Origin of the sequence: Salinicola socius (genome assembly GCF_001937195.1) — a bacterium.
Classification (GTDB): Bacteria; Pseudomonadota; Gammaproteobacteria; order Pseudomonadales; family Halomonadaceae; genus Salinicola; species Salinicola socius.
On record NZ_MSDO01000014.1, the window covers coordinates 1 to 12715 of the forward strand.

General features: G+C 62.1%; 9 protein-coding genes. 2 read left to right on the forward strand and 7 right to left on the reverse strand.

Features of this window, described 5'->3' with window-relative positions; all coding sequences use genetic code 11:
* Positions 1 to 579 precede the first annotated feature (579 nt).
* Together pssA and ilvC are read right to left on the reverse strand one after the other, a co-directional pair.
* Positions 580 to 1467 carry a CDP-diacylglycerol--serine O-phosphatidyltransferase gene (pssA, locus tag BTW07_RS10765; RefSeq protein WP_075570186.1) on the reverse strand — a complete coding sequence of 296 codons (888 nt, stop codon included), beginning with the start codon at positions 1465 to 1467 and terminating at the stop codon, positions 580 to 582.
* A 176-nt stretch (positions 1468 to 1643) separates the two neighbouring features.
* Entirely contained in the window at positions 1644 to 2660 is a 1017-nt protein-coding gene (ilvC, locus tag BTW07_RS10770; protein ID WP_075570187.1) for a ketol-acid reductoisomerase, read from the reverse strand.
* Between the two features lie 210 nt (positions 2661 to 2870).
* Between ilvC and ilvY the strand changes: the two genes are divergently transcribed.
* The gene (ilvY, locus tag BTW07_RS10775) at positions 2871 to 3755 is read left to right on the forward strand and encodes an HTH-type transcriptional activator IlvY (RefSeq protein WP_075570188.1); all 885 of its coding nucleotides are present in this window, start codon (positions 2871 to 2873) and stop codon (positions 3753 to 3755) included.
* Between the two features lie 80 nt (positions 3756 to 3835).
* Here ilvY and ilvN read toward each other — a convergent pair whose 3' ends face one another.
* Together ilvN and BTW07_RS10785 are read right to left on the reverse strand one after the other, a co-directional pair.
* The gene (gene ilvN, locus BTW07_RS10780) at positions 3836 to 4327 is read right to left on the reverse strand and encodes an acetolactate synthase small subunit (protein WP_075561369.1); all 492 of its coding nucleotides are present in this window, start codon (positions 4325 to 4327) and stop codon (positions 3836 to 3838) included.
* Positions 4327 to 6051, reverse strand: coding sequence for an acetolactate synthase 3 large subunit (locus BTW07_RS10785; protein WP_075570189.1), 1725 nt, complete (start codon positions 6049 to 6051; stop codon positions 4327 to 4329). The genes ilvN and BTW07_RS10785 overlap by 1 nt, the downstream gene beginning before the upstream one ends.
* 598 nt (positions 6052 to 6649) lie before the next feature.
* Between BTW07_RS10785 and BTW07_RS10790 the strand changes: the two genes are divergently transcribed.
* Entirely contained in the window at positions 6650 to 7993 is a 1344-nt protein-coding gene (locus BTW07_RS10790) for a sugar porter family MFS transporter (RefSeq protein ID WP_075570190.1), read from the forward strand.
* Between the two features lie 108 nt (positions 7994 to 8101).
* Here BTW07_RS10790 and clpB read toward each other — a convergent pair whose 3' ends face one another.
* The 3 genes from clpB to rluD form a co-directional block, all read right to left on the reverse strand.
* Positions 8102 to 10687: an ATP-dependent chaperone ClpB gene (gene clpB / locus BTW07_RS10795; protein ID WP_075570191.1), complete on the reverse strand. Its 2586-nt coding sequence runs from the start codon at positions 10685 to 10687 to the stop codon at positions 8102 to 8104.
* A gap of 181 nt (positions 10688 to 10868) precedes the next feature.
* Entirely contained in the window at positions 10869 to 11621 is a 753-nt protein-coding gene (gene pgeF / locus BTW07_RS10800; RefSeq protein ID WP_075570227.1) for a peptidoglycan editing factor PgeF, read from the reverse strand.
* A 53-nt stretch (positions 11622 to 11674) separates the two neighbouring features.
* Complete coding sequence (gene rluD / locus BTW07_RS10805; RefSeq protein ID WP_075570192.1) at positions 11675 to 12631, reverse strand: 23S rRNA pseudouridine(1911/1915/1917) synthase RluD; 957 nt, start codon at positions 12629 to 12631, stop codon at positions 11675 to 11677.
* Positions 12632 to 12715 lie beyond the last annotated feature (84 nt).

Here is a 12715-nt window from a genome sequence, read left to right on the forward strand (position 1 = left end):
GAAGACCAAGGAAAAAAGCGGACCAAACTTGGTTCAAGGTCAAACGAATCTTTGACGAGTCGCTTGCCTCGATATGTCGTGACTGACGTCACGCGAGAGCAAGCACCCACATCAATTACCTGATCGATTGTTAAAGAGCGTTCCCACTTGGGAGTCTTGCGACTTCCGCCACGAGCCTGAAAGGTTTCAAGTGCTTGTCAGCGCTTGTTTTCTTGCTCGCCGTAAGGAGTGGCGTATTTTAAGGATCTGAGCGAAGATGTCAACGTTTTTCTGTCGAATCCTGCCGGGCGCCGTTGCTGCTCAGTGGTGCCGACCCTGCGAAGAACTGGGAAGCGATTGTGCCTGCCTCACCGCCTTGCGTCAACCGATTTCTTCAATCAAATCAAACGCTTGGCTTTCTTCTTCACCGCCTCCGAGGACCTGTCTCGGCGGCAGCGGATGCGTACTTTACGGACCCGCCCGCGTCTTGGCAAGCCCTCGCGCTCAACTTTTTGGACATTCGCCCCCAGCCCCTGCCGCCAAAAACGACGACGCCCGCGCGGGGCGGGCGTTTCAGCAATGCGAGAGCAATTTCAGATTTTAATCATCCTGGGCGTTCTGGCCGCCCGCTTCGCTTCGCCGCTTCTCTCTACGCGCCTTGTTCAAGCGTCCCAGCGCCAGAACCGGACCGGAAACGACATAGCAACCGAACAGTGCCAGCAGCATGACCGAGGGTTCGATAGAGATCAGCACGAACAGCAGCACGATCGCCAACAGGAAGACGAATGGCACCGGCCCCTTGAAATCGATCTCCTTGAAGCTGTGATAGCGAACGTTACTGACCATCAACACACCAGCCGCGGCTACCACGATGATCATCAGCACCTTGAAGCCCAGCGATTCGGCATCGAAGGTGTGAAAGACCCAGACGCAAGCCGCCACGACTGCCGCTGCCGAGGGACTGGGCAAACCGACGAACCACTTCTTGTCGACACTGCCGATCTGGACGTTGAACCGCGCCAGACGCAGGGCGGCACCCGCGACGAAGATGAACGCCGCGATCCAACCGAGCTTGCCGACGTCCTGCAGAATCCAGGTAAACGCGACCAGAGCCGGCGCCATGCCGAACGAGACCATGTCGGCGAGGCTGTCGAACTCGGCGCCGAAGGCGCTCTGTGTATTGGTCAACCGGGCTACGCGCCCGTCCAGTCCGTCGAGGACCATGGCGACGAAGATAGCGATGGCCGCCTTGGCGTAGTCCCCGTTCATGGCTGCCACGATGGAATAGAAACCCGCGAACAGTGCCGAGAGCGTGAACAGGTTGGGCAGCAGATAGATACCGCGACGGCGTATCCGCTTGCCGTTTTCGACCGTCTCCTCGATGACTTCATCTTCGTCGTCATACAACGGAGAGTCGTACAGTGGGGAGGTAGCACCGATGGTTATGGTTTCGGGCTCTTGCTCGTGGTGGCGGTCATCCTGCGTCATGAAGCGAGTCCTATTAGTGGCGAGTGCGCTCGGGCATAAAAGCCGGCTCATTCTACAGCCTAGCGGGAATCTCGACAGATGCCTGTATAAAAAGCCGCGTCCCCCACCGACGGATGCGCAAAAAAAACAGGGGCGCGACCCTCGTCGCGCCCCTGCTGGAACTCACGGATCGAGTTTCAGTTCTTGCTCTTGTCGACCAGCTGGTTGGCGGTGATCCACGGCATCATGCCGCGCAGCTTGGCACCCACCTGTTCGACCGGGTGTTCGGCGGTCTGACGACGGCGTGCGTTCAGGGAGGCGTAGTTGCAGGCGCCCTCGGCAATGAACATCTTGGCGTATTCACCGTCCTGGATGCGCTGCAGCGCCTTTTTCATGGCGGCGCGCGATTGATCGTTGATGATCTCGCGACCGGTCACGTACTCACCGTACTCGGCGTTGTTCGAGATCGAGTAGTTCATGTTGGCAATGCCGCCTTCATACATCAGGTCGACGATCAGCTTGAGCTCGTGCAGACACTCGAAGTAGGCCATCTCCGGCGCGTAGCCGGCTTCGGTCAGCGTTTCGAAACCGGCCTTGACCAGTTCGACCGCGCCGCCGCAGAGAACGGCCTGCTCACCGAACAGATCGGTTTCGGTCTCGTCCTTGAAGGTCGTCTCGATGATACCGCTACGGCCGCCGCCGATGGCCGCCGCGTAGGAGAGTGCGATCTCCTTGGCCTGGCCGGACGCATCCTGATGGATGGCGATCAGATCCGGGATGCCGCCGCCGCGGACGAACTCGGAGCGCACGGTATGGCCCGGCGCCTTGGGCGCGATCATGATGACGTCGAGATCGGCGCGCGGTTCCACCTGACTGTAATGGATATTGAAGCCGTGAGCGAAGGCGATCGTGGCGCCCTCTTTCAGGTTCGGCTCGATATCCTGCTCATAGATGACCTTCTGGTTTTCGTCCGGCGCGAGAATCATGACCACGTCGGCGGTCTTGCACGCCTCGGCGACGCTCGCCACCTTGAGGCCGGCGCTCTCGGCCTTGGCCGCCGAGGAAGAACCCTTGCGCAGACCGACCGTCACGTCAACGCCGGACTCTTTCAGGTTATTGGCATGGGCATGGCCCTGGGAGCCGTAGCCAACGATAGTGACCTGCTTGGCCTGGATCAGCGAAAGGTCGCAATCCTTGTCGTAATAAACGTGCATATCGAACTCCGGAAATCGAATCTGGTGAGCGTGGCGCTCGGAACTGTCATCGTCGAAAAACAGACGTCTTTACAAAAGTGACAGCGTTGACGGCCGCCGCCGGCGTCTGCCGCGACGGGCTTCGTTCTAGCCTGGCGCCACGATAAGCCAGGCAACGTGTTGCGTAAAACGCTATATTTGCAACACGACATTTCGATAAATGAAACGAGCATGGATTACCGCCCCCTCACCCAGTTCCTCGCCTTGGCCGATCATCTTCACTTCGGCCGAGCCAGCGATGCCTGCCATGTCAGTCCATCCACGCTGAGTCGTTCGATCCGCCAGCTGGAGGAGACGCTCGGCGTCACGCTGTTTGAGCGCGACAACCGTCATGTCACGCTGACGCGGGAAGGTCAGCTGTTTCACTCCTACGCTCGGGAAACCCTGGAGCAGTGGCAGGCGATGCAGGCCACGCTGATGGCGGAAACCCGCGAGCTGGCCGGCGAGATCAGCATCTACTGCTCGGTCACCGCCAGCTACAGCTTCCTCTACCGATTGTTGAGCGAGTTCCGCCAGCGTCATGCGCGTATCGAGATCAAGCTGCATACCGGCGATCCCGCGGACGCCATTGCCCGGGTCCAGGCCGAAAACGAGGACATCGCCATCACCGCGCGCCCCCGTAGCCTGCCGGACGCACTGGCCTTCAAGCCGCTGACCACCTCGCCGCTGGTGTTCATTGCCCCGCGTGATGGCGCCGACTGGCTGCCCGCCACGCCGGAAACGCCAACGCCCTCGCAGTGGAAAGGCGTCCCGATGATCCTGTCCGAATCCGGCCTGTCGCGGGATCATGCTGATACCTGGTTCCGAGCCATGGGCATCAGCCCCCGCATCTATGCCCAGGTAGCCGGTAACGAAGCGATCGTCAGCATGGTCGGACTGGGTTTCGGAGTCGGTATCGTGCCGCGCATCGTGCTCGACAACAGCCCCCTGCTGGATCGGATCACGATTCTGCCGGTCAAGCCGGAGCTACCTCATTACGATGTCGGCCTGTGCGTGCTCAAGCGCCGCTTGAAGAGTGCGCTGATCGAGGCGCTATGGGCCCAGCTGCCTAACTGACCCGACCCCGACGCGTCTGAAAACGCAAAACGCCCGACAGAATCGCTTCTGCCGGGCGTGGGTCTGGCGATGGATCGTAGTTACAGCGTGAGCAGCTTGTCCCCACGGGCAATGCCCGAGACGCCGGTGCGTGCCACTTCCAGAATGCCGATCGGCGCCATCGCCTGAACGAAAGCATCGAGCTTGCCGGCATCGCCGGTAATCTGGACGGTGTAGACGCTCGGCGTGACGTCAACGACCTGCGCGCGGAAGATGTCCGCCGTACGCTTGACCTCGTCGCGGGCCGCGCCCAGCGCCTTGACCTTGACCAGCATCAGTTCGCGCTCGATGTGATTGCCCTCGGTCAGGTCGACCAGCTTGACCACGTCGATCAGCTTGTTGAGATGCTTGGTGATCTGCTCTATCACCCGGTCATCGCCCACCGTGGTCACGGTCAGACGCGACAGCGACGGGTCTTCGGTCGGCGCCACGTTGAGGGTTTCGATATTGAAGTTGCGCTGGGAAAACAGCCCCACCACGCGGGACAGGGCGCCGGGTTCGTTTTCCAGCAGGATCGAGATGATATGGCGCATCAGGTCCGCTCCGTCTTCGAAAGCAGCATGTCACGCATGGAGCCCAGCGGCACCTGCATCGGATAGACGTGCTCGAATGGATCGACATAGATATCGAGGAACACGAGCTCGTTGGTATCGGCGAAGGCACGCTCCAGCGCCGGAGCCAGCTCGTCGTGCGTCTTCACCTTGATCGCGGTGAAGCCGTAGGCCTCGATCAACTTGGTGAAGTCCGGCAGCGACTCCATGTAGGAGTGGGCGTGGCGCGACTTGTAGTTCAAGTCCTGCCACTGGCGCACCATCCCCAGCGATTGGTTGTTGAGGTTGACGATCTTGACGCCGACGTCGAACTGCTTACAGGTCGACAGCTCCTGCATCATCATCTGGAAGCTGCCTTCGCCGGTGAAGCAGACCACGTCGTCCTGCGGATAGCTGAGCTTGACGCCCATCGCCGCCGGGAAGCCGAAGCCCATGGTGCCGAGGCCGCCGGAGGTAATGAAACGGTTGGGCTTGGCGAACTTGTAGTACTGCGCCGCGAACATCTGGTGCTGACCCACGTCGGTGGTCACGAACGCCTCGCCGCGGGTGGCGCGGTAGACCGCCTCGATCACCTCCTGCGGCTTGAGCGCCTCGCCCGGCTTCGAAGGCTCGTAGAGCTTGCCTTCGCGCTCGGAACGCCAGCCCTCGATGCTCTTCCACCACTCGCCCAGCGACTCTGCGTTGGACGCCTCGCGGCCCTGGATCAGGCTGATCATCTCGTCGATGACGCTGCCGGCCGCGCCGACGATCGGCACGTCCGCGCGCACGGTCTTGGAGATCGAGCTGGGATCGATATCCACATGCACGATCTTGGCCGTGGGACAGAACTTCGAGGTGTTGTTGGTGACGCGGTCGTCGAAGCGCGCGCCGATGGCGACGATCAGATCGGCATGATGCATCGCCATGTTGGCCTCGAAACTGCCGTGCATGCCGAGCCAGCCCAGCGACTGGCGGTCGCCTTGCGGATAACCGCCGATCCCCATCAGCGTAGTGGTGATCGGAAAGCCGAGCCGCCGGACCAGATCGGTCAACGCCTCCGACGCCCGGCCGGTGACGATACCGCCGCCAGTGTAGAACACCGGCCGGCGCGCCTTGAGCATCATGTCGACGGCCTTCTTGATCTGGCCGCTGTGCCCACGGGTCACCGGGTTGTAGGAACGAATCTTGACCTTCTTCGGATAGACGTATTCATAGCGCTCGGTGGGCGCGGTCATATCCTTGGGAATATCCACGACCACCGGCCCTGGCCGACCGGTCGCGGCCAGGTAGAACGCTTTCTTCAGCACCTCGGGAATCTGGCTGGGGTGCCTGATCGAGAAGCTATGTTTCACCACCGGCCGGGTAACGCCGACGATATCGGTCTCCTGAAAGGCATCTTCGCCGATCAGGTGACTGGCGACCTGGCCGCACAGCACCACCATCGGGATCGAATCCATGTAGGCGGTAGCGATGCCGGTGACGGCGTTGGTCGCGCCGGGGCCGGAGGTGACCAGCACCACGCCGGGTTTGCCGGAGGCTCGGGCGTAGCCATCGGCGGCGTGGGTCGCAGCCTGTTCATGCCGAACGAGAATGTGTTGAACGCTATCCTGACGGAACAGGGCATCGTAGATGTGCAACGCCGCTCCGCCCGGGTAGCCATAGATACGCTCGACGCCTTCGTCTTTCAGAAAGCGGGCGATCATATCGGCGCCGGAAAGTAATTCCACTGGTGAGTCTCCCCTGGAAGTTCGAGTGCCGCTTCGCGGTTTTGATCACAAAACCCGATCCGTGAACGATTGGCGCGATACACGGAAACGAAGCTCAATCACGGCGGTAAGCCGCTGTCGACCTGCGGTCGACGCCTGATGCCATATCCTGGCGTCCTGGGCCCGGGGTGAGGACCCGCACTCATAGGAATCGGTCGCGCCTGGGCGTTGGCGATTCCTGATACGGCAGATCGCCGCATCGGGGTTGGCGGGGAACAGGCGTTTGGCCCGCGCCCTTGGTTTCCCAACAAAGCTGAGAAAGGTCTCCTTCGACAGGCGGGTAGAGGTCACTGGGAACCTACCCTTCACGCAGCGGCCGGGGATCACCCGTCATTGGCTGCGCCCGCAATCAGGAATCGCATAGATTCCCCCAGCACTCCGGGGCTGTCAACCTTCGACGCCGCCAGTCGAGTCTTCGGCGGGAATATCGTCTGAATACCGCGGCTGACGCCGACTAAAGTTGGATCGCTTTGCGCGGCGCCAACGAGACATCACTGCTGTACTGGATGTGAGCATCGATGATGATCGGCAGACAAACCCACTCGTTGGAGTAACGCGCATGTCCCCCATTGTGAAATGGTCCGCGTTCGTGGCCATGGCCGGCTTTCTATTCGGCTTCGATACCGCGGTGATCTCCGGTGCCGACAAACCCATCCAGGCGCTGTGGGGGCTGAGCGATCTCGAGCATGGCCTTTTCATCATGTCGATGGCGCTGTGGGGCACGGTACTCGGCGCCATTTTCGGCAACTGGCCGACCGACCGGCTAGGCCGACGCACGACGCTCTTCGTCATTGGCGTGCTCTATTTAGTTTCCGCCGTGGGATCGGCGCTGGCGACCGATCCGTTCTGGTTTTCGTTCTTCCGTCTGATCGGCGGCTTCGGGGTGGGGATGTCCTCGGTCGCGGCGCCGGCCTACATTTCCGAGATCGCGCCGGCTGAACGTCGCGGCAACCTGGTCGCGCTGTATCAGTTCAACGTCGTGTTCGGGATCTTCATGGCCTACGTCTCCAACGCCATTCTGGGCAGCCTGCTCGGCGACGACGCCTGGCGCTGGATGGTCGGCATCGAAGCCGTCCCGGCCCTCGTCTACACGCTGGCACTACTCAAGGTGCCGGAGAGTCCGCGCTGGCTGATTCTCAACCGCAACGACACGCGCGCCGCTGCCAAGGTGCTCGATCAGATCGACCCGCAACGCGACAACCAGGCCCAGATCGAGGAGATCCAGGCCGCCGATCGCGAAGACAGCAAAGTCCAGTCGCGATTTTTCTCGCGCCGCTACCGATTGCCCATCACGCTGGCTTTCCTGATCGCCTTCTTCAACCAGTTCACCGGCATCAACTTCGTGCTCTATTACGCGCCCCGCATTCTCGAGTCGGCGCAGCTGGGCGACAACGCCGCCCTGCTCTCCACCGCCGGCATCGGGCTGATCATGGTGCTCTTCACCATGATCGGCATGGCGCTGATCGATCGCTTCGGGCGGCGAACGCTGATGTACATCGGCTCGGTGGGATACATCATCTCGCTGTCGATCATCTCGCATGCGTTCTTTACCGATAACCTCGGCGGCGCGCTGATTCCGTTGCAGTTGTGCCTGTTCGTGGCTGCCCATGGCATCAGTCAGGGCACGGTGATCTGGGTCTTCATCTCGGAGATATTCCCCAACCGTGAACGCGCCCGCGGACAATCGCTCGGCAGTTTCACCCACTGGTTTTTCGCCGCCGTCATCACCCTGGTCACGCCTTGGGTGCTGAGCGTATTCAACGGCGGGCCGGTGTTTGCGTTCTTCGCCTTCATGATGGTGCTGCAGGTCGTCTTCGTCGCCTTCCTGATGCCCGAGACCAAGGGCGTCGCGCTGGAGAAAATGCAGGAGAAGCTGTCGCCGCGGGGCGAACCACGCTCGTAAAAAACCCGTGACGTTGGACGCCACGGGCGGTAAGACGGTCAGGACGCGACCGTTTGACTTGAAACGTTGGAAACGATGATCGGCCCGGCGCATCGCCGGGCCGACCCGTTACTTGTCGAAGACCAGGTGATCGCCGTCCGCGCGGACACGGATGGTGTCGCCAGGCAGGAAGCGGCCCGACAGCAGATCCTGCGCCAGCGGGTTCTCGATCCGGCTCTGGATCGCACGCTTGAGCGGACGCGCGCCGAACACCGGATCGAAGCCGACCACCGCCAGTTGCGCCATCGCCTCACTGCTGACCTCGAGCTCGAGGTCACGCTCGGCGAGACGGCTGCGCAGGCGATCGAGCTGGATCGAGGCAATCGCCTGAATCTGCTCCTGGCCCAGCGCATGGAACACCACGACCTCGTCGATACGGTTGATCAATTCCGGCCGGAAGTGGTTGCCTACCACCGTCATCACTGCATCGCGCATTGCCGAGTATTCCGTTTCCTCGCCACCCATGCGCTGGATGATGTCGGAGCCCAGGTTGGAGGTCATCACGATCACGGTATTGCGGAAATCCACCGTGCGCCCCTGACCATCGGTCAGGCGGCCATCTTCCAGCACCTGCAGCAGGATGTTGAACACATCCGGATGCGCCTTCTCGACCTCGTCCAGCAGCAGCACCGAGTAGGGCTTGCGGCGTACGGCCTCGGTCAGATAACCGCCCTCCTCGTAACCGACATAACCGGGAGGCGCACCGATCAGGCGAGCGACGGAGTGCTTCTCCATGAACTCCGACATGTCGATGCGCACCATCGACTCTTCGGTATCGAACAGGAAGTTGGCCAGCGACTTGCACAGCTCGGTCTTGCCCACGCCGGTGGGGCCGAGGAACAGAAACGAGCCGTTGGGCCGGTTCGGATCGGACAACCCGGCACGCGAGCGGCGTACGGCGTTGGCCACCGCCTTGACCGCTTCGTCCTGGCCGATGACCCGCTCGTGCAGCGCGTCCTCCATGCGCAGCAGCTTGTCACGCTCGCCCTCGAGCATCTTGGCGACGGGAATGCCGGTCCAGCGCGAGACGACCTCGGCGATCTCCTCCTCGGTGACGTTGGATCGCAGCAGCTGGTGCTTGGCGGGATCCGGGCCCTCGCTATCGTTGCTCTCGGCGATCTGTCGTTCGAGTTTGGGGATCACGCCGTACTGCAGTTCGGACATCCGACCCAGGTCGCCCTGACGTCGCGCCGCTTCGAGATCGATCCGCACCTGCTCGAGCTCGGCCTTGTACTGAGCCGCGCCCTGGATGCTGGCCTTCTCGGATTTCCACACCTCTTCGAGGTCGGCGTACTCGCGCTCGAGCTCGTCGATCTGGGCTTCGAGATTGTCGAGCCGCTTCTTGGACGCCTCGTCGGTCTCCTTCTTCAGCGCCTCGCGCTCCATCTTGAGCTGGATCAGGCGCCGGTCGAGCCGATCCATCTCCTCCGGCTTGGAGTCGAGCTCCATGCGGATGCGCGATGCCGCCTCGTCGATCAGATCGATCGCCTTGTCCGGCAGTTGCCGATCGGTGATGTACCGGGTCGACAGCTTGGCCGCGGCGATGATCGCCGAATCGGTGATATCGACGCCATGATGAACCTCGTAGCGCTCCTTGAGGCCGCGCAGAATGGCGATGGTGTCCTCCTCGGACGGCTCGTCGACCAGCACTTTCTGGAAACGGCGCTCCAGCGCGGCATCCTTCTCGATATACTGCCGGTACTCGTTGAGCGTGGTGGCGCCGACGCAGTGCAGCTCGCCGCGCGCCAGCGCCGGCTTGAGCATGTTGCCGGCGTCCATGGCACCTTCGCCTTTACCGGCGCCGACCATGGTATGCAGCTCGTCGATGAACAGAATGACGCGCCCTTCTTCCTTGGACAGCTCGCTGAGCACGGATTTCAGCCGCTCCTCGAACTCGCCGCGGAACTTGGCGCCGGCCAGCAGCGAGCCCATGTCGAGAGACAGCACACGCTTGTCCTTGAGCCCCTCCGGCACTTCGCCGTTGACGATACGCTGCGCCAGCCCTTCGACGATGGCGGTCTTGCCCACGCCGGGCTCGCCGATCAATACCGGGTTGTTCTTGGTCCGGCGCTGCAGCACCTGAATCGTACGACGGATCTCGTCGTCGCGGCCGATCACCGGATCCAGCTTGCCTTCGGTGGCACGGGCGGTCAGATCGAGCGTGTACTTCTCCAGCGCCTCGCGTTTCTCCTCGGCGTTGGCGTCATCGACATTGGCCCCACCGCGCAGCTCACTGATCGCACTGGCGAGACGCTTACGATCCAGCCCGGCTTGCGTGAGTACCTTGGTCAGCCCGTTCTTCATGTCCAGCGCGGCGAGCAGCACCAGCTCGATGGCGATGTACTGATCGCCGCGGGTCTGGGCTTCCCGATCGGCCAGGTTGAACAGCCGTGCCAGATCCTGGCTCATGCCGACATTGCCATCGAACTGACCCACTTCGGGAAGATTGCCGAGATATTGGGTCAGCCCTTCGCGTAACCGGCTGACCTCGCCCCCGGCCTTCTGCACCAGCCCTTTGATGCCGCTGTCGCGTGACTCGAGCAGCGCCATCAGCAGATGGCCGGGGTCGAGTTGGTTATGCCCACGCCCTACCGCCAGCGACTGTGCTTCGGCGAGCGCGTTCTGCAGCTTGGTTGTCATGCGATCCATACGCATAGGTCTACCTCCAGCAGCCGACACGAGAGTTCTCGGCGGCCCGTCGTTTTCATTAGTTGACACTTATATGGAGGTATGTTGGATCTTTTCAAGCGAGGCGAATGAAAAATTCGCCGCGACAGAACGCCACAGACGAATGAAATTCATGAAAAGAGAGCGGGCCAGCGACAGGGCAGGCGACTCAGCGCAACCAGATCGCGCTGGCCATTCGCCCCGTGTGGCCATCATCGCGGCGATGGGAGTAGAAGCGAGACTCGCAGGCCGTGCAGAAGTGTCCACCGCTGATCGAGACGATGCCGATGCGCTCCAGTCGCAGCCGGGCGAGGCGATAGAGGTCCGCCATGTAATGGTTCAGGCGATAGGGGCTGCGCTCGAACGCGTTTTCGGCTTCGGGCTGCATGGCGACGAAAGCCTCGAACACCTCCGGGCCGACCTCGAACTGGGCGTTGGAGATCGCCGGGCCCATCCATACCATCAGCTCTTCGGGATCGACGTTCAGTGCCGCCACGCTGGCTTCCAGCACGCCGCCGGCGAGACCGCGCCAGCCAGCGTGGGCCAGTCCGACACGTGTCCCCTGGCGATCGCAGAAAAAGACCGGCAGGCAATCCGCGGTCAGAATGACGCAGGCATGACCGCGGTCGAACGCTACCGAGGCATCGGCCTGCGGAGGTTGTCGACGATAGCTCGGCCGGTCGCGCTGAACGACGCCGGCGCCATGCACCTGATCGAGCCACAACAGCGGCCGCTGATCGCCGATCTCGGTGACCAGCCGATCTCGACAGCGGACCACGGTCTCAGGATCGTCACCGACGTGAGCCGCCGGATTGAACGCCGCGAAATCGCCGCGGCTGGGGCCGGTTTCACGCGTGGTGACGAAAGCGCCGACCGTACTCGGCGCGGACCAGTCAGGCAGCAGCAGCGTCGGCGCGTCCATTGCCGATGTCTCGGGCTCGTTCGTCAGCGTCGACGAACACGATTCTGAATGCATCAATCGGCCTCCTGATCCTCGCGAAGCGCGTCCAGCAGCAGAAACATGTCATCCGGCAACGGCGCCTTGCACTCGATCGGCGCGCCGCTGACAGGATGCTCGAAGCGCAGTTTATGCGCATGCAGGGCCTGCCTCGGAAATTCTCTCAGCAGCGTCTTCAGGGATTCGCCAGCGCCGGGGGGCAGCTTGAACCGCCCACCGTAGACCGGATCACCGATCAGCGGATAACGAACGTGGGCCAGATGCACCCGGATCTGGTGCGTGCGGCCGGTCTCGAGTCGACAGCGAACGTGGGTATGGCCACGAAAACGCTCCTGGACCCGATAGTGCGTAACCGCCGGTTTGCCCGACTCGGTCACGGCCTGGCGCTGACGATCCTTGGGGTGGCGGCCGATCGGTGCGTCGACCTTGCCCCCCGCGGTCATCGCGCCCACCACGATGGCGTCGTACTCACGTGACACCGTTCGCGCCTGCAGCTGTGCCACCAGCGCCGTCTGCGCCCTCAACGTCTTGGCCACCATCATCAATCCGGTGGTGTCCTTGTCGAGCCGGTGGACGATGCCCGCACGCGGAATCGCCGCCAGCGCGCCATGATGATGCAACAGGGCGTTGAGCAGGGTGCCGTCGGGGTTGCCGGCGGCAGGATGGACGACCAGACCGGCAGGCTTGTCGATCACCATGACGTCGTCATCCTCGAAGACGATGGACAAGGGAATTGCCTGAGGCTCCCAGCGAGTTTCCTCCTCGAGCTGGGTGTCGAGCGCTAGCCGCTCGCCGCCGATCACCTTATCCTTGGGCCGGGCTTTTTGCCCGTCGATCGTCAATTCCCCCTGCTGTATCCACCCCTTGAGGCGTTCTCGCGAGAATTCAGGGAACATTTCAGCGGCAGTCTGGTCGAGACGTCGCCCGGCCAGGTGCTCGGGTACGCGTTCGTCACGCTTTAGGATGTCGGCCATACGTGGGGGTCGGTTCCGTTCGCCGGTACGTTTTGCCGGTACGTTTCGTCGGCGCGTTTCGTCAGTACGTTTTGTCAGTACGTT